This window comes from Leptospira tipperaryensis (assembly GCF_001729245.1).
GTDB lineage: Bacteria > Spirochaetota > Leptospiria > Leptospirales > Leptospiraceae > Leptospira > Leptospira tipperaryensis.
This window is the reverse complement of sequence record NZ_CP015217.1, coordinates 3212626-3231430: the sequence shown is the minus strand read 5'-3', so window position 1 is coordinate 3231430 and position 18805 is coordinate 3212626. Positions and strand designations below refer to the sequence as shown.

Here is an 18805-nt window from a genome sequence, read left to right as displayed (position 1 = left end):
TTTATGAATAGACCATTTGGTCTATGGAGAATTGTATGCAACAGCTTATGTTCCTTCGCCCGGGGAAGCTGGAATGGTGGGACGTTCCGGAACCTCGTTTGGAATCGGACGAGGACGCCTTGGTGGAACCGATCGCGGTCGCGAGATGCGATTTGGATCTGGAAATTTTGAAAGGGGAGGCTCCTTTCAAAGGGAAGTTATTACACTTTATTAGGAATCATGCATATAGTTTGATTTCTAATACGGCATTAGGAAAGGCTCCGTTTAGAGGGCCTTATCCGTTCGGCCATGAGTTTGTGGCAAAAGTTAAGAACGTGGGCGACCGGGTGAAAAATGTAAAACCCGGAGATCAAGTCATCGTAGCATTTCAGATCGCCTGCGGTAAATGCGATCGTTGTAGGGCGGGTCTGACTAACAGTTGTACTTCCGTTCCGCCTCGTTCTATGTATGGGTTCGGAGATCTGGGTGGAAAAAAATGGGGAGGCGCATTTTCCGATTTGGTTCGAGTTCCTTTTGCCGATTATATGCTCATTCCTTTACCCGCGTCTCTTTCTCCAGTGGACGCGGCAAGTATGAGCGATAATATTCCCGACGGTTACAGAACGGTCGGGCCATTCTTAAAACAAAATCCGGGTAGTCCCGTTTTAGTCGTCGGAGGCGGAGCGAAGAGTGTGGGATTGTATTCGACGATGATCGCTCGTGCTATGGGTTCTCCCGTAACCTATGTGGATGACGATCCGCAAAGAAATCGGATCGCCGAAAGTTTTGGCGCTACAATTCTCGCGAAAAGATATCCGGATCCTTCCATTCAATATCCGATCACTGTGGACGCGAGTGCAAACGAAGAAGGACTAACGTTTGCGCTTCGTTCTCTTCTTCCCGGCGGACATTGTACGAGTGTGGGAATCTATTACAAAAGAAAAACTTCCATTCCTCTATTGGAGATGTATGGAAGAGGGGTTACGTTTCAGACGGGAAGAGTGAACGTACAACCGACTTTGCACGATCTTTTGCACTTGGCAGAACATCCCCATTTTTGTCCGTGTAAGGTTACAACTTTGACTGCTTCTTGGAAGGACGCTCCGGACGCGTTGTTGGACGCGGGACCAAAGGTAGTGATCGAAAGATAATACCAAGGATTAGTTCTTGCCTTTCTTTGCGAGCCCTGAGATTCTTCTCGAGCGCTTTGTGAACGGATTCTTTATCCAAGTAAATTGGATTTATAAGAATTTTGTTTGTTCGAACGAGGCGACACGTTTCTTCGTCGGTTGGAAAAATCATGAAACAAAGAATTGTAAGAACACTTCTCGGAATGATAACGCTCTCCATTCTTCTTGTCATTGGCGGCGCCTGGTATTTTTCGGGGGTTCTTCTTCATCCCAAGCCGCACCGTTGCACTAAAGATCATTATATCTTTTGCGGAGATCCAAAGACGGATTTGGGTTTGGACTTTGAGAATCTGGAATATACGACATCGGATGGAATGAAGATCTCAGCTTGGTGGATTCCGTCGGCGAAAAAATCGGATAAGGTGATTCTATCGATTCACGGGCGCGGCGCAACGAGAAGAGAAGGATTACGTTATGCGAAATTGTTTCACGATCAGGGAATCAACGTAATTCTTCCCGACTTGAGAGATTGTGGAGAAAGTCAAAAGTCTTTTAGTTCCATGGGCTTTCACGAAAGAAAGGATCTTCTCGCGACTCTCGAATATGCAAAACAAAGAGGAATGAAGTCTTTCGGCATTCTCGGTTTTTCTATGGGTTCCTCCACTTCCGTTCTTTTTATGGCTGAGAATCCGGAAGTTAAGATAGGAATTTTTGATTCCGGATTTGCCGACTTTACGGACGTGATCGCATACAACGCAAAAAAAGATTTTGGACTCCCCAAGTATCCGCTTTTGCCCTTGGTAGTATTCTTTTACGAACTTCGAGGAAACTTAGAAACCGACGAGTTGTCTCCGGAAAAAGTTATCGGAAAGATTTCTCCGAGACCGGTTTTGATCTTTCACGGAGACGCTGATAACGGAGTTCCTTACGAACACGGGGTCAGATTGGGAGAGGCGGCAAAAGCCCCGAAGGAATTTGTAGGAATTCCCGGAGGAGAACACACAAAACTCTGGCAAAAAGACGAAAGATTGGTCTCTTCTAAAATTATTAAGCTAATTCAAGAATTATAATATACTGCTTTTCTGATATCCGGCCCTTCGGGGCCGGAAAGAAAGAGAGAGGTCTAAAGGGCCGCGTTTGCCGCAGCGAGAGCCGCTACGTAGTTCGGTTCGGAACCGATTTCAGGAACAAGCTCCACATAACGCACGACGTCGTCTTTATCCACGACAAAAACCGCTCTTGCGGAAAGTCCCTTTAACGGACCGTCTGCGATATGAGTGCCGTAAGCCTTGGAAAAAGAAAAATCTCTGTATTGAGAACCGGTCACTAAGTTTGGAGAATCGATTCCTTCTGTGGAACAAAAACGTTTCATTGCAAAGGGAAGATCTCCGGAAATGATCAAAGTGGAAATTCCGTTTAAGCCTGCGGCCTTTTCGTTAAAAACTTTGGTTTCAAGTGCGCAGACGGAAGTATCGAGACTTGGAACCGCCACGAGAATTTTTACTTTGCCGGCGTAGTCTTTGAGACTGAACTCGGAAAGATCTTGTTTTATCGCCTTAAATTCGGGAGCCTTTTCTCCCGGCGCGGGTATTTTTCCCTCGAGAGGGACCGGATTTCCTTTGAGCGTGACTTGTGCCATTTTCGTTTTCCTAAGAATAATTTTTTTGTATGCGCGAGATCCAATTCTAAGCAAAGAATCCGGACTTGAAAGCAAACTTTCCATTTAGACGTTTGAATTCTTTCGTGTGAAAGATTTATGTTTCTCCTTTGTGCAAGAAGTTATATCCAAGCTAAAGATTGCAGTTGGTTCCGTTTTGATCGTATTTTATAAGTCCTTCCAAAAAATCGCTTGCCTATCGATCGAAGACAGAAGCAAGCTGGTTACAGAACTCATTTTATGAATCTCATTCGCGTAAACAGACAAGTAAATCTCAACACCGTCATGGTGTGGCTCGTGCTTGTGGTGGTCGTCTGGCCACCGGGACCTCGCTTTACGCTGTAGAGATTTCTTTCAGGCGCAATCCTAAGAAAAGCCTCCTCCGGTGTAAAGCCGGGGGAGGCTTTTTTATTTTAAGGTAGTTCCTGAGTCGATGAATGGTTCGTTGAAAATATTTTTTATAAGGATCAAAAGATGGAATTAAGCGGAGCAGAATTGATCGTTCGATTTTTAGAATACGCCGGCGTTGAAATCGTGACCGGAATTCCCGGAGGAGCAAGTCTTCCCATCTATGACGCGTTACACGGAAGTAAGGTCCGCCATATTCTCGCCAAACACGAACAAGGCGCCGGCTTTATCGCGGGAGGGATGGCGAGAGCGAGCGGAAAACCGGCGGTTTGTATGGCTTCTTCCGGGCCCGGAGTGACAAATCTAATCACTGCAATTGCCGATGCAAAGATGGATTCGGTTCCTCTGATTGCGATTACCGGTCAGGTTTCCGTTTCTTTGATCGGCACCGACGCTTTTCAGGAAATCGACACTCTCAGTCTTTCCATCCCCATTACCAAACGAAGTTATCTCGTGAAACGGACGGAAGATCTTATCAAAATTCTCCCTCAGGCTTGGATTACTTCGACGGAAGGACGACCCGGACCGGTTTGGATCGATGTTCCGAAAGACGTAGCCTCCCGAAAAATCGAGTGGAACGAAGATAAAGAATCTAAATTTTGGAATATTCAAAAAAATGAAATTACTATCAAAGTGGAGCCGACTTGGATCGAACGCCTTAGGGAGATGATAGCCGCTTCCACAAAGCCGATCTTTTATATCGGCGGAGGTTTGAATCGTCCGTTGTCTTCCGACTTATTTCGGATTCTTCAGGAACGTCTTAATTTTCCGGTAGTTTCCACTCTGATGGGTTTGGGGATTTGCGACGATCGCAACCCGTTGTTTTTAGGAATGCTCGGAATGCACGGATCGAGAGCTACGAACATGGCGTTAGAAGAAGCCGATCTTTTGATTGCGCTCGGAGTTCGTTTTGACGATCGGGCTACCGGAAAGGTAAGCGAGTTTTGTCCGAACGCAAAGATCATTCATATCGATATCGATGCGACCGAAATCGGTAAATTAAAAAATCCGAATCTTTCTTTGAAACATGAAGTGGAAGATTTTCTGAGACAGGTCTTGGAAATCGATATCCCTTATCAAATCTCGGCTTTGGAAGAATGGAAGGACCGGATTGCGACTCTAAAAGTTTTATACGGTCTTCCTCTTCCCGGTGAAAAAGATACGCTTCACCCGTTTTCGGTACTACGTAAAGTTTCAGAAATATTGGGGGATAAGGCCATCGTTACCACGGACGTAGGTCAGCATCAGATGTGGGTCGCTCAGTATTATTCTTTTCAGACACAAGGAAGTCTTTTGACCTCGGGTGGTTTGGGCACGATGGGATTCGGTCTTCCGGCGGCGATCGGGGCCGCGTTGGTTTCTCCCGGAAAAAGGATCGTTTGTGTTTCGGGTGACGGATCGATTCTTATGAACATTCAAGAATTGGATACTCTCAGAGAATTGAATTTAGACGTTACGATTCTTTTGATGAATAACGGACATCTCGGTCTAGTAAGACAACAACAGGAATTGTTTTTTTCTTCAAGATTTTCGGCTTCGAAGTTCGTGATGCCTACGAATTTTACGAAAATTGCATCTTCTTTTGGGATTCCTTCCTACGAGCTCAAAGAAGAATCGTCCGCTTCGGAATTGTTAAGCGAAGTCCTAAAGCAAAAAGGGCCTTCGTTTATAGTTTTGCAGGTTTCCCCGGAGTTACACGTACTTCCGATGGTTCCGCCGGGAAAAGCAAATCGAGAAATGATACATTGAGATTTTAGAATATAGGAGAACACAAAAATGATTTCATTCGACCCACAAGAGAACAAAAATTTTTCGTTTTATATCGCTTCGGAAGAAGGTCCGGCTTCGATTCTTCGCCTGATCGGAATTTTGTCCCGCAAATCCATCAACTGGAAGGACTGGCGCCTTTGGCGCAACATTGAAAACAACACTCAGGATATTATCATCACAATCCATACCGGGCAACCGGAGAAAATTCTGAACTTGTTCCGGACAATTCCGGAATTAACAGGAGTCCACTATGTCGAATCAGATCCAGAATCTGAAACAATATCTAAACGCGCTTCCCGACAAACCGGCGAGCTTACCGTTTCCACTGCATGAAGAAGGAATCGACGATTTCCTACTTCGTTTAACAAAAAAGTATTCCGGGTGTTTTCTTTTGGAAAGTCATCCGGGATATCCGGATAATTACCGTTATTCGATTTTCGGCTTTTCTCCTTCCTTTCAATTTCGCGGATATCCGGGCAAACTCGTCCTAAACGGACAAATCCATCCTACAAAAAATCCTTACGAAACTCTCAAAGATTTTTTTCCGATTAAAAAAAACGCGAAGAAGTATCTCGGCGGTTTGGTCGGTTTTTTGAGCTACGACGCGACTTCTCTTTTCGAACCCGTCACAAACTTAAAACTTAGGGACGGATATCCCCTATGTTCATTCGGTTTATATCTGGACGGAGTAGTTCTGGATCATCTCACGGGAGAAGCCGAATATTTTTATTACTCCGAAAACCGTTTTTCAGAGTTGAAAAGTTTGCTCGATACGAAGGACGAAACGACGGAAAAGACAAAGATCGGTTCTTTGGGATATTCTAAAACAAAAGAAGAATATTCTAATATGTTCAAAAAGACTCGGGAAGAGATATTAGCCGGGAATACGTTTCAGTGTCAGATCGGGTTTGAAGAAAAATTCGAGATCGAAGGAAGTTTAGTTCCGATCTATCAATCTCTTAAAAGAAACAATCCTTCTCCCTATCTTTTCTTTTATAAGGATGAAGAATTGGAAACGGTCGGCTCCAGTCCTGAATTGTTGTTTTCCCATCGTGATCGGGTCGTCGAAACCTATCCGCTTGCGGGAACGTATCCGAGGGGGAAAACACCGGCGGAGGACAAAGCTCTTACACGGAAATTGTTAAACGACGAAAAGGAACTCGCGGAACATGCGATGCTGATCGACCTTCACAGAAACGATCTAAGCAGAGTTTGCGAAATCGGAACTGTAAGAATGAAAAAGGAATTTGAAATTCTTAAATTCACACACGTTCAACATATCACGAGTGAAGTCGCTGGAATTTTAAAGGAGAAAGAGAATTCATTTTCCGGTCTTGTTTCCGTTTTTCCCGCGGGAACTCTGACGGGAGCTCCGAAGGTGGAATCGATCAAGTGGATCCGCAAAACGGAAGGGGACGAAAGAGGAGCGTATGGAGGAGTTCTCGGATATTTTTCCTTGGACGGAAGTTCTCAATTCTGCATTTTGATTCGAAGTCTTTTTAGAAACGGTTCGTTTGCTTATTCGAGGGCGGCGTCCGGAATCGTCTTGGACTCGATTGAAGATTTAGAATATCAAGAAATTCTAAATAAGTTAAAGGCTGTAAAAAGATCCATGGAGGAATTTTTTATATGAAAAACTGCGTGGTTATCGATCATTACGATTCTTTTACATACAATCTCGTCCATCTTTTGGAAGAAAGTTTGAGTTCGGATTCTCGAGACTTTAAGCTTTCGATCTTTAGACAAGACGAAGTCGATTTGAACGACGTTCTCGCGGTCAATCCGACTCATATTCTTCTCTCGCCCGGTCCCGGGCATCCCGAAGATCCCGAATACTTCGGGGTTTCGGAATCGATTTTGAGACTTCGAAATCCTTATATCAAAATTTTTGGGGTTTGTCTCGGAATGCAGGGGATCATCACTTCCTTCGGCGGAAGTCTTCGCAGATCAAAAATTCCGTATCACGGTAAGACGTCTTCAATTACCCACGATCAAATGGGAATTTTTTCGGGGATCTCCAAAAATATCCGCGTTATGCGCTATCACTCTTTGGAAGGAGTGTATGAATCCTTACCGGGATGTCTTGAAATTACGGCAAAGGTCGAAGGAGAAGTTTCAGTTTTGATGGGAGTGAGACACAAGATTCTTCCAATCGAAGGGGTTCAGTTTCATCCAGAATCCTTTGCGACGGAAGAAGGAAGGAAGATCGTAGGAAATTTTCTGAAGTGACGAAAAGGCCGGGAGCAATCCCGGTTTTCTACACTAAATTTTAAGAATGATTTTTGCTTTTTGAAAGAATGTATTCGTTGAGAAGAATTGCGATCTCCTCTTTTTGAAACGGTTTGCTTATATAATGATCCATTCCCGCCGCCAAACACGCTTCTCGATCCGACTGATTCGCGTTAGCCGTAATTGCGATGATATAAGGCCTTATGGATTGATTGGTATGTTGAGTCAAAATTTTTGCGGTGTCGATTCCGCTTAGCTCCGGCATCTGTATGTCCAAAAACAAAACGTCAGCCCCCAACATTTCGATATGGTGCAGAGCTTCGATGCCGTTGGAAACGATCGTCGGCGTATAACCCAATTTTTCCAAAACTCTTTTGATGAGCATCTGATTGATCTCATTGTCTTCTGCGACTAAGATTTTCAGATTTGGAGACAAGTTGTCGCTCAAGTGAAATATCGGTCGTTGTGGTTCGATGTGTATCTCCGATCGCTCCGCCAAAGCGAGTTGACCGGAAATTTCAAAGACGCTTCCGCGATTCATGACGCTCTTCGCAGTGAGTTTTAAATTCATCATATCGCCGAGATTCTTACTGATGGCGAGTCCAAGTCCGGTTCCTCCGTATTTTCTGGAAACGGAAGTGTCAGCCTGCGTATAAGCTTGAAAAAGTTCCCGCAGCTTTAATTCCGGAATTCCGATTCCGGTATCTTTGACTCTGATTTCGATCTCTGCGCGCTGGTCGGATGCGGGTCGAGTTGTAATTTCTAGGATGACACTTCCCTTTTCGGTAAACTTGAACGCGTTTGAGATCAGATTGACTAGGATTTGTTTGAGACGATTGGGGTCGGTTCTAACTATGAGAGAGTTGACTCCGCCGCTCTCTAGTTTGAATTCTATATTTTTGGTTCTTGCGTCCATTTCAAACAAGGAGAAGACTTCTCTTAACAATTCGATGAGATCGAATGCGATGTTTTCGATCTTCATATGACCGGATTCTAATTTAGAAAAATCTAAAATATCGTTCAAAAGGTTAAGAAGGAGGCTCCCACTTTTGCGGATTGTTTTCACGTAGTCTTTTTGTTCGGTTAATAATTCGGTTTCAGCCAAAAGATCGGTAACTCCTAAAATTCCGTGAACCGGAGTTCGGATCTCGTGACTCATGTTCGCAAAAAACTGACTCTTGGAACTTTGTAGTTCTTCCTCTTTCGAACGTAGGAGATTGAGTTCCCTATTCTTCTTAATCAATTCCAGATTGGCGACAACCTGGTTGGACAAAACCTTTAGAATGTTCTTTTGTTTTGCGTCGAGCTTTTTCGATTTTGAATCGATGACACAAAGAGTTCCGATATTAAAACCTTCGGGAGATTTGAGAGGGGCTCCCGCATAAAAACGAATGAAGGGTGGGCCGAGAACCAAAGGGTTGTTTCTAAATCGATCATCGTCTAACGCGTCTTCTACTTCGAAAAGTTCGTCATGAAGAATTGCATACTGACAAAAAGAAATATTTCTGGGTGTTTGACCGTCTTCCAATCCGACTTTTGCTTTGAACCATTGTCGATTGGTGTCGATAAGAGATATAAGCGCGATCGAAGAATTGCATATGTAAGCGGCGAGCCGAGCCAGGGAGTCGAATTTTTCTTCGGGGACGGTATCTAATATTTGATAGGATTGTAAGGCTTTGATGCGAGCCTCTTCGTCTTCTGGAACGGGCGTTAGTTGTTTTCCTGGAAAATTCACTCAATTAAGACCGATCATATTCTTTATAAAAAATAAATTAAAGCAAGATTAATTTCGAACTGATTCTTAAATTCGAATCACTTGAAAGTGTTTTGGAGATTCGGAACCACTTTGATACAAACAGTTCTGAAGTTGCCTCATTTCTCGACAGATTCTACCACGAATGCCCGAATCTAAAAACGATTCTCCAACGCTGTAAGGGAATTTGAGTTTTAAATGATTTGTAAACGTTATTTTTGTTCCCTGATTGGAATTTTGAAACGTATAGATATCGCGAAGATCTACAAAAGCATTGCTCGTCTCCATGATCATTCTTGAATTCGGAATCCATTCTTTTGCCGCATAATTTGCCTTGAGTTTGATAGGCCCGAAAGAATAGAGTAATTCGTAGATAGGCAGATTTCCGTTCTGGAATGAAATCGGATGTACTTCCGAAATTCGATCACCCCAGCGTGTTAGGTTTCTAAAATCAGCCACAAAGCGGAAAGAATCGTCTAAAGAATATGAAACTAAAAAAGTTACAGTAGTTGTTATCATGGTAGAATCCAATACATCCGTAAGAGTAAGAAATTGCACCGTGACCAGAGATACAAAGGAGAGTTCGATTTATGAATCTAAGAAAAGTTAAAACAGTTCGGCCTTCGCTGAAGACTATGGAAGGAGGAGGATTTCCCGTAAGAAGACCTTTCCCAGTTCAAGATTTAATTCAGCTGGATCCGTTTCTGTTATTAGACGAGATGGGACCCGTAGAATACCAACCGGGAAAAGCAATTGGCGCGCCCGAACATCCGCACAGAGGGTTTGAAACGGTCACTTATTTATTGACTGGAGAAATGGAACACCGAGATTCTTGGGGAAATTATGGAAAATTGAAGGCGGGCGACGTTCAGTGGATGACCGCGGGTTCCGGTTTGGTTCATTCGGAACTGCCGTCAGACGAGTTTCAGAAGAATGGAGGTTGGATGCACGGTTTTCAACTCTGGGTAAATCTTCCTTCTTCTCAGAAGATGAGCAATCCGCGTTATCAAGACACACCTTCTGAAAAAATTCCGGAAGTAGAATCTCCCGATCATAAAACGAAAATCCGAGTGATCGCAGGCGAAGTTCTCGGAACCAAAGCAGTCATAGAAACTAAAATTCCGATTCTATATTATCATCTTCATCTTCTACCCGGCGCCGATATCACGATTCCGGTTCCGGAGAATTACAACGTGTTCGCTTATCCTTTTTCAGGAGACGGAGTTCTGCATACCGAAGAAGGTGAAAAGCCCGTAAAAGAAGGGGACATGGTTTGGTTTGAAAGAGGCAAAGGTGACGTACGATTTTCTCTTCCTGAAAATGCTCCGAACGGTTGGGAGTTTCTTTTGATCGGTGGGGAGCCGGTGGAAGAACCCGTAGCAAGATATGGTCCATTTGTGATGAATACTCAGGACGAAATCTACCAAGCCTTTAACGACTTTCAGGCCGGAAAGATGGGAGCGATTCATTCGTAAAAAATTCTATTCTAATATAGAATTTAGAAGCAGCATGGAAAAAGAAACGTTTCATTCCGGTCGCGGAGATTTTTAGGTATGGACTTTCTTTTTCCGAATTCTTTTTGGTTTTGGTTGATTCCGAGTTTGATTTTGGCCGCCGCAATCTACGGATTCATTTTTTTTCGAACTCCTTCCGGTAAGATTTCTATTCGAACCGGGAAGAATGAGAATCGATCCCTTCCTGCAAAAGTTATCATACAAGAAACGTCGATTCCCGTTCAACACGGTTCCGTCTACTTTGGTGCCGGCTCTTCCGAAATCGAATCCGAGTTCTTTGCGTCCTTGGATTTTTTAGGAAAGAGCTTAAAAGAAAGAACGAATTGGAATCTGCAGATCAGCGGTTGGACGGATCGTTTTGGAAACCCGGCGACCAATCGAAGGCTCTCTTTTGAAAGGGCCAAAAAGATTCAAAGTTACTTATGTAGAAAATGGGAGCTTCCCGCCGCGTCGATTCAAATCCAAGGAATGGGAGTCGAACCTCGTTCGATCGGGGCTGAAAGAGCCAGAAGAGCCGATTGGAAGTTGATCCTATAAACTCCGTTTTAACGTTTTTAAACGATTCTTACCTTGCAAAAGTTTTGGAAAGGGGTATGATAAATTTTAAACCTAAAAATCTGGAGGTGAGCTATGGATCGCTGGAACCAATGGCTTCAAGAACATCGGGATTGGTTGGTGGACTTCTTGCGGATCTATCTGGGGGGAGTCTTGATATACAAAGGTCTTGAGTTCCTATCGAATACGGATGGGTTGATTCGTTTGATGGAGATGAATAACGCGCCAATGGCGTCTGCGTTACTCGCTCATTACATTGTAATCGCTCATATCTGCGGCGGGATTCTTCTTCTGTCCGGATTGTTGACTCGTTTTGCGGCTATACTTCAAGTTCCGGTTTTGATAGGAGCCGTTTTGTTTATTCACGGGAAGGAAGGATTTATGGCGCCCGGTTCGAATTTACCTTACGCCGCGATGATTCTTCTTTTGCTCTTTCACTTTTCACTCTACGGCTCGGGGAGAATTTCGGCCGATTATTATATCGAAACCCACAAAAGCGTATAAACACTCGAACGATAGATTGGGGGCGGAAGTCTCCATTCTATCTTGTCGCTTAATCTTTCGGAACTCTACACGCTGATTCTTTTAGCCGATAAGGATTTCCAATCTAACTCGCGGAATGAAATACCGAGTGCAAAAACGGTAGCGCTCTTTTGTATGGAAAACCGGAACCTATTTCCATAAATTCGAAAAGATCATTCCAATTATGAATTCCAAATCCACACAACCTGTGAAAGTCGCCGTGATTGGCGGAGGCGCCGCCGGTTTTTTTGGAGCGATTCAAATCGCGACCGAAAAAAATTGTTCAGTTACGCTTCTCGAAAAAGGAAAACAATTTCTTTCCAAGGTGAGAATCTCTGGCGGCGGAAGATGTAACGTTACTCACCATTGTCTTGATCCGGAACTCATGAGTAAGAACTATCCGAGGGGAGAAAGGGAACTTCGCTGGGCCTTTGAAACCTTCGGGCCGAAGGATACGATTCGTTGGTACGAGGAAAGGGGTGTACTTTTAAAAACGGAACCCGATGGAAGAATGTTTCCGATTACGGATTCTTCCGAGACGATTTTGCAGGCCCTCTTTCAAGAAGCAAAAAAGGTCGGAGTCAATCTCAAGACCGAAATGGAAATTCACTCCGTAACTCCGAACGAGAATTCTAAATTTGAAATCAAATTGAAGTCCGGAGAAATATTAGAATTTGATAAAATTCTTTTTGCTACGGGATCGGGGAGAAAGGCGTGGAATTGGTTGCAGACGATGGGACATACGATCTTGGATCCTGTTCCTTCCTTGTTCACGTTTAAAATTTCCGATCCAAAAATTACCGATCTTTCCGGACTTGCCTTTGAAAAAACTGAATGTTCTCTCATGGACTTCGGTTATTCCCAGATCGGTCCTTTGTTAATCACTCACTGGGGATTGAGCGGTCCCGCGATCTTAAAGCTTTCAGCCAAGGGCGCGAGAGAATTGTTCGAAAAAGAATACAATACGACTCTAAGAGTCAATCTGCTTCCGGGGATGAAGAAGGAAGAGGTCCGGAAAAAAATCGAAAAAGAAAAAGAACTTCATCCCGCAAAACTTATAGTCAATACTCCCGTTTTGGGAATTCCAAGAAGATATTGGGAAAGAATATTAGAAATTCATGCTATTGGCGCTTCGAAAACTTGGTCGGGACTGTCTTCGAAAGATTTGCATTTGTTAACCGAAGAGCTGACCGACGGAAGATTTCAGATTTTGGGGAAGGGCGAATTTAAAGACGAGTTTGTCACTTGCGGCGGAGTCAGTAGAAAGGAAGTGAACTTCAAAACGATGGAAAGTAAGGTCGTACCGGGAATCTACTTCGCAGGCGAAGTTTTGGATGTGGACGGAGTCACCGGAGGGTTTAATTTTCAAAACGCCTGGACGACTTCTTATATCGCCGCTCAAGGAATTCTTTCATCGTTTTAAAAAGGCCAAGGATTCGGATACGAAGAATATCCGATTAAATTCCCGTCCAAATCACGGAAGTATTTTGTATATTCCGTTTCTTGAATCCATTTCGGAAGACCGTTGATCGTAGAAGGTTCTAAACTTGCCGCGGAAAAAATCAGAGCTTTGGGAGCTTTTACGATCGAATCCGATTCCAACATCAAAAGAATTTCCCCCGCTTGGAACCAAACCGAACGAAGGGTTTTGTCCTCGTTCCAGTGCTCCTGAATTCTTTTGAGTCCGGGAAGAGTCTCGTAAAAATCGGAAAGAGTTTTTACGTTCAGAGTACCGATCGCAATGTGATGGATCATCTTGCGACGAGATCCTGATAGTTCGGATGTCTTTCCAAAAACGTGACTACGTAAGAACAACTCGGAATGATCTTTTTGTTTAGAGAACGCGCTTTATCCAATGTCGTTTTAACGAGATCGGCGGCGATTCCTTTGCCTCTGAGTTCGGAAGGGACGTATGTCGAAATCAAATCCCAGACATCGCCTTGATCTCTGTAAAAAAGATGGGATTCAATCCCGTCAAAAATCGTATAAAACTTTAACTCTTCTTCGGAGTGAATGATTTCAGAACTCATTCTTCAACTCTAAGAAGGAGAAAGGAATTAATCAAGAGAAAACGAATTTTGACTTTCCATTTGTGAGATTCCAAAAATTCTAAGCCACTGAAAACTCTCGCAGGAATGCAAATGAAAGAAATATTTTATGATTTTGATTATATCGTCATAGGCTCCGGATTTGGAGGGAGTGTTTCCGCGCTTCGACTTTCGCAAAAAGGATATAAAGTCGCCGTTATAGAATCCGGAAAACGCTGGAATAGTTCTGAATTTCCTAAAACGAACTGGAATCTGCGAAAGTTTCTCTGGTTCCCGAAACTCTTCTGCTTCGGAATTCAAAGAATCAACTTCTTAAACGACGTGATGGTTCTCAGCGGAGCCGGAGTAGGCGGAGGAAGTCTCGTCTACGCAAACACATTGTATGTTCCGCCTGAACCTTTCTGGAAGAAGGATGTGGTTCATAAAATGGGAGGAAAAAAAACCATTCTTCCTTTTTATGAACTCGCAAAGAAGATGTTAGGCGTTGTCGAAAATCCAAGAACCTGGGCCTCGGACAATTATATGCAGGAAACTGCAAAGACTTTCGGCATCGAGAGTTCGTTTATCAAAACTCCGGTCGGTGTTCACTTCGGTAAAAGCGGGGTTGATCCTTTTTTTGGCGGAGAAGGACCGGAAAGAAATTCTTGCAACGACTGCGGCGGTTGTATGGTCGGTTGCAGATACAACGCTAAGAATACTCTGGATAAAAATTATCTTTACTTTGCAGAGAAAGCGGGAACCGTCATCTTACCGGAAACAAAAGTAAACCGGTTGATTCCGTTGAGCGCAGATGGATCCGAAGGTTACGAGCTTCATACAGAAAGAACTACTTCTCTTTTTGGATCTCCGAGACGGACTTATAAAACCAAAGGTGTTGTTCTTTCCGCCGGAGTTCTGGGGACCTTGGGACTTTTATTAAAAATGAAAGAAGAAGGAATTCTTCCTAAACTTTCCAAACGTCTGGGACATATCGTTCGAACCAATAGCGAGTCCTTGATCGGAGTGACTCTAAAGGATAAGAAGGCGGATCTTTCTCACGGAGTCGCGATCACATCGAGCGTTTTTCCGGACGAACACACGCACATCGAGCCGGTGAGATATTCGGACGGGTCCGATGCGATGAATGGTCTTGCAGCCGGAGTGATCGTGGATGGAGGAGGAAGTATTCCGAGACAACTTCGATTTTTGATCGAGGTTCTTAAACATCCCGTAAACAGTATCAGCTTGTTGAATCCAATCGGTTTTGCGAGAAGGACGATCATTCTTTTGGTGATGCAGACCGTGGACAACAGCATTGAAATTATTCGGAAGAGAAGATGGATATGGCCGTTTCAAAAATCGCTTTCTTCCACTCAAGAGACGGGAGAAAAAATTCCGACTTACATTCCTATCGCGAATGAGTTCGCTAGGAGGCTCGCAAAAATTACAAACGGAGTTGCAAGAAGCAGTATCAACGAAGCGTTACTCGATATCCCTGCGACCGCGCATATATTGGGCGGATGTAGTATCGCAGAAACTCCCGAAGAAGGAGTAGTGGATCTTAAGAATCGAGTATTCGGTTATCAAAATTTGATGATCTGTGACGGCTCTATGATTCCAGCGAATTTAGGAGTAAACCCAAGTTTGACGATCACTGCGCTTTCCGAAAGGGCGATGTCTTTTGTTCCTTTAAAAGAAAAAGAAATTCTCAGTTTTAAATTTGAAAAGAAATGGGGAATCGTCGGCCTTCTCGGAAAAACAAAAATTCTTCCAGCTAAGAAAAAGTCGGTTCTAAAATCCAAGAAAAAATAATCATTAGAAGATTCTAATATATTTCTCTCCGGAAAACCGTGGATGAACGTCCACGGTATCCGAAAGAAAATCCAGTTTTAATCGAGTTTTTTTCCGATCAAAGAATCTATGGAAGCTTTTCCTGCGCCTTTGATAAAAAGAACTAAGGAGATTCCGATGACAAGAAGATGAAACTCGTATCCTTCTCCTTGTTGATTTCCAGCCCAGTTTACAAAGAATCCATTCGGTATGTGGACATAAACCGCTCCAAGCATGACGATTCCGATTCCAAGAGCTGAAAGCCTTGTAAGGAAACCGAAGATCAAACCGAGGGCGCCGAAAAATTCTCCGATGATTACGAGAAATGCAATCGGTGTAGGAATTCCAATTCCGACTAAATATCCCATGGTCCCTGTGAAGCCGTAACCCCCGAACCAACCTAAAATCTTTTGCGCTCCGTGCGGGAACAAGACCACGCCGGCAACCACTCTGAGAATGAGAGATCCTAAATCCGAATCTGTTTTAAAAAATTTTTGAAGCATTGTATTTCCTCCTAAAATGATTCCAAGTTTATAGTTAGCTAATCTTTGATGCTAAATGATTTGAACATAAAGTATATGAGTATTGCATGGTTAAAGGTATCATCGGATTCTTAAATGAATGTGGGAACTCCCAAAGAGGGGGTTAGGTATTTTGATAGTAAATAATCTATGTTTAAAGTGTATGGGTTAAAAAAAGAGATCATACGGTTTTCAATCCTACTTCTTTCAGAGTGTCGCCTAAATCGAGAAGTCGGTCCTCAGTGAGTGGATCAAATTTTTGAAGTAGATTTTGAAGAAGATCGGGAAATGCTTTTTGGACAATCTCACTTCCTTCCGGGGTTAGATGGATGATGATATAACGACGATCCTCTTCGCTTCTCACCCTTTGGACGAGTTTTCTCTTTTCCAGGTTATCAATGATCTGCGTAATATTTCCTTCGCAGGAAAAGATCTTTTGTCCGATTTCCTTCTGGCACATGGGGCCTAGGTGGTGCAGGGTTTCCAAACACCCAAACTGTCCGGTCGTAAGACCGTATCTCGTAAAAACCTTGTCTTCCAATTGACGGATCGAGTCGGAACAACGGCTTAGCTTAATAAAAGCATCCAATACCGCTTTCTCTCGTTTGTTTCCTTTGAAATGGGTTCCCATATACTTTAAACTTGAACTATTATTTGTTAGACAGGAAAAATCGGCAATGAGTTTTTTCTTTTCGAGATTGTTCGGTGGGGGAGTTCCCACATTCTGGAAATCGTGTCAACGCATCCTTTTAGCGGGTTTTTGGTCTATGAACTCAAACAAAACCCCGAAGACTTCCAAGTAGAAGAGATTCTTAAACCCGAATGGTTGAAAGAATCCGGGAAATGGACGATCTTCCGACTCAAAAAATCGGGTTGGAATACCCTCGACGCGCTCCAAAGGATTGCAAAAGAATCCCGCGTTTCTCTTTCCGAAATCGGTTATGCGGGGAAGAAGGACCGACACGCGACGACGACACAACATATCAGCGCCGAGCAAGTTCTTCGAGTGCCGAAGGATTTGAGCCAGGCTTTACATCTCGAAAAAATCGGTCACAGCGAAAGGCCCCTGAGTCCGGAAGCGAACGCCGGAAATCGTTTTGTTTTGACGCTCAGAAATCTTATCGAGAAAGAAGAGGATGCGATTCGGAAAAATTTTGAGAAGATTTCCGGATCCGGATTTATCAACTACTACGATTCTCAACGTTTTAGTCGTTTTCATCCGGAGTTCCGACTTCCCATATTTCCTTTTCTACAAGGATATCCGGAAACCTGTTTAAAACTTCTTCTGACGGATCCTTTTCCAGGTGAAAAAAAACAAGCTCGGGATCGAAAGAAAGAACTCCAGACGCTTTGGGGAAATTGGAGCGCATGTGAGAAGCTTTCGGGAACGAAGTTAGAAAGTCGGATCTTCTCTCTCTTAAAAAAAGAAAAAAACGTTACGTCAAGAACTTACATCGAATTGATTTCTCTTTTTCCGGAAGAAGAATTGCTGATGCTTCTTTCTTCCCTACAATCTCTTGTTTGGAATGAATTCGTTTCCGAACTTCTTGGGTCCGATTCTTCTTCAGGAGTTTGGATCAAGACAAAGTCCGGTCCCTTGTTTTTTCCGGAGGATTCTCTGATTCAAACAATACCTTCGGATTACAATCTTCAAGTTCCAGGCGCCCCTGGAATTATAACATTAGAATATTCTAAAAAAGAAATAGGCTTTCTGAGATCCGCTCTTTCCCGTCTTTCCTTGGAAGAATCCGTTTTCAAAAAATCTCCTTTCCCGAAAATGAAGATGAATTCTTTTGAAAGAAATCTAAGAGTCGTTCCTGAGAATTTTGTCTGGGAAGAATTTGAATCGGACGATCTGAATTCGGAAAGAAAAAAGGTGAAAATTTCCTTTCGACTTCCTTCCGGATGTTATGCGACAATGCTTGTCAAACGATTGATGCTAAGAGCCGACGTGTGATATACTTTTAAAAACGAAAGTCGATGTCTCTCGACGTAATCGACTTTGTATAATCGAAAACCCGCAAACCCCGATCTATTCTCGAATGTATAATCAATCGTCTTTTTAGTTTGAATCAGGCGACTTCCGAAGGATCCCAACACGTCCTGAAATTCTCATCCAATACGTTTAACGTATTCATATCTTCTTCTGAAATTTTAAAATCAAACACGTTTGCGTTTTCTATGATCCTTTCTTTTTTTGTGGATTTAGGAATGACCACAATGTTTTGCTCGATCGACCAGCGGATTAAAATCTGAGCGGGTGTTTTTCCGTATTTTTCGGCGATGGCTCCAATTTTCGGATCGTCGATTTTTTGTCCGTGAGCGAGCGGGCTATAGGCTTCGAGTTGAATTTTATGTTTCTTACAATATTCAAAAAGTTCGATCTGATTTAAGAAAGGATGAAACTCGACCTGGTTTACCGAAGGAGTTATATTCGATTCGTTTAACAATTCAGTTAAGTGAGGAATCATATAATTACTGACTCCGATCGCGCGGCAGAGTTTATCGTGATAGGCTTTTTCCAATTCTTTCCAAGAATCCAATCTTCGAGAAGTAACCGGGAAGTGAATGAGGTAGAGATCTACTTGGTCGATACCGAGTTTTTCCAAACTCTGTTCCAAAGCCTTTCTCGTTTTTTCAGTTCCCTGATCCGCGTTCCATAACTTAGTAGTAATAAAAATTTCATTTCTTGGAATTCCACTTTCACGGATCGCCTTTCCGACGTCTTCTTCGTTTGAATAGATCTTAGCGGTATCGATATGTCTATAACCCGCTTCCAAGGCAGCAAGAACGGCTTCGGTGCATTCTTTTCCGGAGTTTGTTTTCCAGACTCCGAGTCCAAAGATAGGCATTGTAATTCCATTGTTGAGAGTTGCGGATTGAGTGAGAGCTTTTTGTGCCATATAAAAT

At 43.2% G+C, this 18805-nt stretch carries 20 protein-coding genes; 12 read left to right on the top strand and 8 right to left on the bottom strand.

What is annotated here, in order from left to right:
* The first annotated feature begins 35 nt into the window (after positions 1-35).
* Together A0128_RS15065 and A0128_RS15060 are read left to right on the top strand one after the other, a co-directional pair.
* Positions 36-1130: a zinc-dependent alcohol dehydrogenase gene (locus A0128_RS15065; RefSeq protein ID WP_069608266.1), complete on the top strand. Its 1095-nt coding sequence runs from the start codon at positions 36-38 to the stop codon at positions 1128-1130.
* A gap of 149 nt (positions 1131-1279) precedes the next feature.
* Positions 1280-2179, top strand: a complete 900-nt coding sequence (locus A0128_RS15060; protein WP_069608265.1) for an alpha/beta hydrolase — start codon at positions 1280-1282, stop codon at positions 2177-2179.
* Positions 2180-2232: 53 nt separating this feature from the next.
* On the opposite strand, the gene tpx is transcribed toward A0128_RS15060, so the two are convergent.
* The gene (gene tpx / locus A0128_RS15055) at positions 2233-2748 is read right to left on the bottom strand and encodes a thiol peroxidase (protein WP_069609329.1); all 516 of its coding nucleotides are present in this window, start codon (positions 2746-2748) and stop codon (positions 2233-2235) included.
* 492 nt (positions 2749-3240) lie between these two features.
* On the opposite strand from tpx, the gene ilvB reads away from it, so the two are divergent.
* Genes ilvB through A0128_RS15040 form a run of 4 tightly spaced genes read left to right on the top strand, consistent with a single transcriptional unit; the run spans position 3241 to position 7173 of the window.
* The gene (gene ilvB, locus A0128_RS15050; protein ID WP_069608264.1) at positions 3241-4923 is read left to right on the top strand and encodes a biosynthetic-type acetolactate synthase large subunit; all 1683 of its coding nucleotides are present in this window, start codon (positions 3241-3243) and stop codon (positions 4921-4923) included.
* Positions 4924-4950: 27 nt separating this feature from the next.
* Entirely contained in the window at positions 4951-5277 is a 327-nt protein-coding gene (locus A0128_RS22215; RefSeq protein ID WP_083244142.1) for a hypothetical protein, read from the top strand.
* Entirely contained in the window at positions 5195-6577 is a 1383-nt protein-coding gene (locus tag A0128_RS15045) for an anthranilate synthase component I family protein (protein ID WP_069608263.1), read from the top strand. The genes A0128_RS22215 and A0128_RS15045 overlap by 83 nt, the downstream gene beginning before the upstream one ends.
* Positions 6574-7173 (top strand): anthranilate synthase component II, encoded by a 600-nt coding sequence (locus A0128_RS15040; RefSeq protein ID WP_069608262.1) that lies wholly within the window; start codon positions 6574-6576, stop codon positions 7171-7173. Before A0128_RS15045 ends, A0128_RS15040 begins: the two co-directional genes overlap by 4 nt.
* A gap of 40 nt (positions 7174-7213) precedes the next feature.
* Here the strand turns inward: A0128_RS15040 and A0128_RS15035 are convergent, their stop codons facing one another.
* Both A0128_RS15035 and A0128_RS22160 read right to left on the bottom strand, forming a co-directional pair.
* Positions 7214-8908 (bottom strand): GAF domain-containing hybrid sensor histidine kinase/response regulator, encoded by a 1695-nt coding sequence (locus A0128_RS15035; protein ID WP_069608261.1) that lies wholly within the window; start codon positions 8906-8908, stop codon positions 7214-7216.
* Between the two features lie 66 nt (positions 8909-8974).
* Complete coding sequence (locus A0128_RS22160; RefSeq protein WP_069609328.1) at positions 8975-9445, bottom strand: LIC13081 family protein; 471 nt, start codon at positions 9443-9445, stop codon at positions 8975-8977.
* Between the two features lie 71 nt (positions 9446-9516).
* Between A0128_RS22160 and A0128_RS15025 the strand changes: the two genes are divergently transcribed.
* The 4 genes from A0128_RS15025 (at position 9517) to A0128_RS15010 (ending at position 12940) form a co-directional block, all read left to right on the top strand.
* Entirely contained in the window at positions 9517-10401 is an 885-nt protein-coding gene (locus tag A0128_RS15025) for a pirin family protein (RefSeq protein ID WP_069608260.1), read from the top strand.
* Positions 10402-10479: 78 nt separating this feature from the next.
* Positions 10480-10977 carry an OmpA family protein gene (locus A0128_RS15020; protein ID WP_069608259.1) on the top strand — a complete coding sequence of 166 codons (498 nt, stop codon included), beginning with the start codon at positions 10480-10482 and terminating at the stop codon, positions 10975-10977.
* A 93-nt stretch (positions 10978-11070) separates the two neighbouring features.
* Complete coding sequence (locus A0128_RS15015) at positions 11071-11499, top strand: DoxX family protein (RefSeq protein ID WP_069608258.1); 429 nt, start codon at positions 11071-11073, stop codon at positions 11497-11499.
* A 202-nt stretch (positions 11500-11701) separates the two neighbouring features.
* On the top strand, positions 11702-12940 hold the full coding sequence (locus A0128_RS15010; RefSeq protein WP_069608257.1) for a BaiN/RdsA family NAD(P)/FAD-dependent oxidoreductase: 1239 nt from the start codon (positions 11702-11704) through the stop codon (positions 12938-12940).
* On the opposite strand, the gene A0128_RS15005 is transcribed toward A0128_RS15010, so the two are convergent.
* Both A0128_RS15005 and A0128_RS15000 read right to left on the bottom strand, forming a co-directional pair.
* Entirely contained in the window at positions 12937-13272 is a 336-nt protein-coding gene (locus A0128_RS15005; protein ID WP_069608256.1) for a VOC family protein, read from the bottom strand. The two genes, A0128_RS15010 and A0128_RS15005, sit on opposite strands and share 4 nt — an antisense overlap.
* On the bottom strand, positions 13269-13547 hold the full coding sequence (locus tag A0128_RS15000; protein ID WP_069608255.1) for a GNAT family N-acetyltransferase: 279 nt from the start codon (positions 13545-13547) through the stop codon (positions 13269-13271). The genes A0128_RS15005 and A0128_RS15000 overlap by 4 nt, the downstream gene beginning before the upstream one ends.
* A gap of 105 nt (positions 13548-13652) precedes the next feature.
* Between A0128_RS15000 and A0128_RS14995 the strand changes: the two genes are divergently transcribed.
* Positions 13653-15356, top strand: a complete 1704-nt coding sequence (locus tag A0128_RS14995; RefSeq protein WP_069608254.1) for a GMC family oxidoreductase — start codon at positions 13653-13655, stop codon at positions 15354-15356.
* Positions 15357-15433: 77 nt separating this feature from the next.
* Here the strand turns inward: A0128_RS14995 and A0128_RS14990 are convergent, their stop codons facing one another.
* Positions 15434-15877, bottom strand: a complete 444-nt coding sequence (locus A0128_RS14990) for a DoxX family protein (RefSeq protein WP_069608253.1) — start codon at positions 15875-15877, stop codon at positions 15434-15436.
* Positions 15878-16076: 199 nt separating this feature from the next.
* A complete protein-coding gene (locus A0128_RS14985) occupies positions 16077-16526 on the bottom strand; it encodes a MarR family winged helix-turn-helix transcriptional regulator (protein WP_069609327.1) in 450 nt (149 codons plus the stop codon).
* Between the two features lie 93 nt (positions 16527-16619).
* Between A0128_RS14985 and truD the strand changes: the two genes are divergently transcribed.
* Entirely contained in the window at positions 16620-17852 is a 1233-nt protein-coding gene (gene truD, locus A0128_RS14980; RefSeq protein ID WP_156781858.1) for a tRNA pseudouridine(13) synthase TruD, read from the top strand.
* Positions 17853-17967: 115 nt separating this feature from the next.
* Here the strand turns inward: truD and A0128_RS14975 are convergent, their stop codons facing one another.
* Positions 17968-18798, bottom strand: coding sequence for an aldo/keto reductase (locus A0128_RS14975; protein ID WP_069608251.1), 831 nt, complete (start codon positions 18796-18798; stop codon positions 17968-17970).
* Between the last annotated feature and the right edge of the window lie 7 nt (positions 18799-18805).

Coding starts and splice junctions, on each gene's coding strand:
- A0128_RS15065 (WP_069608266.1), top strand. CDS start 36: ATGCAACAGCTTATGTTCCTTCGCCCGGGGAAGCTGGAATGGTGGGAC.
- A0128_RS15060 (WP_069608265.1), top strand. CDS start 1,280: ATGAAACAAAGAATTGTAAGAACACTTCTCGGAATGATAACGCTCTCC.
- tpx (WP_069609329.1), bottom strand. CDS start 2,748: ATGGCACAAGTCACGCTCAAAGGAAATCCGGTCCCTCTCGAGGGAAAA.
- ilvB (WP_069608264.1), top strand. CDS start 3,241: ATGGAATTAAGCGGAGCAGAATTGATCGTTCGATTTTTAGAATACGCC.
- A0128_RS22215 (WP_083244142.1), top strand. CDS start 4,951: ATGATTTCATTCGACCCACAAGAGAACAAAAATTTTTCGTTTTATATC.
- A0128_RS15045 (WP_069608263.1), top strand. CDS start 5,195: ATGTCGAATCAGATCCAGAATCTGAAACAATATCTAAACGCGCTTCCC.
- A0128_RS15040 (WP_069608262.1), top strand. CDS start 6,574: ATGAAAAACTGCGTGGTTATCGATCATTACGATTCTTTTACATACAAT.
- A0128_RS22160 (WP_069609328.1), bottom strand. CDS start 9,445: ATGATAACAACTACTGTAACTTTTTTAGTTTCATATTCTTTAGACGAT.
- A0128_RS15025 (WP_069608260.1), top strand. CDS start 9,517: ATGAATCTAAGAAAAGTTAAAACAGTTCGGCCTTCGCTGAAGACTATG.
- A0128_RS15020 (WP_069608259.1), top strand. CDS start 10,480: ATGGACTTTCTTTTTCCGAATTCTTTTTGGTTTTGGTTGATTCCGAGT.
- A0128_RS15015 (WP_069608258.1), top strand. CDS start 11,071: ATGGATCGCTGGAACCAATGGCTTCAAGAACATCGGGATTGGTTGGTG.
- A0128_RS15010 (WP_069608257.1), top strand. CDS start 11,702: ATGAATTCCAAATCCACACAACCTGTGAAAGTCGCCGTGATTGGCGGA.
- A0128_RS15005 (WP_069608256.1), bottom strand. CDS start 13,272: ATGATCCATCACATTGCGATCGGTACTCTGAACGTAAAAACTCTTTCC.
- A0128_RS15000 (WP_069608255.1), bottom strand. CDS start 13,547: ATGAGTTCTGAAATCATTCACTCCGAAGAAGAGTTAAAGTTTTATACG.
- A0128_RS14995 (WP_069608254.1), top strand. CDS start 13,653: ATGCAAATGAAAGAAATATTTTATGATTTTGATTATATCGTCATAGGC.
- A0128_RS14990 (WP_069608253.1), bottom strand. CDS start 15,877: ATGCTTCAAAAATTTTTTAAAACAGATTCGGATTTAGGATCTCTCATT.
- A0128_RS14985 (WP_069609327.1), bottom strand. CDS start 16,526: ATGGGAACCCATTTCAAAGGAAACAAACGAGAGAAAGCGGTATTGGAT.
- A0128_RS14975 (WP_069608251.1), bottom strand. CDS start 18,798: ATGGCACAAAAAGCTCTCACTCAATCCGCAACTCTCAACAATGGAATT.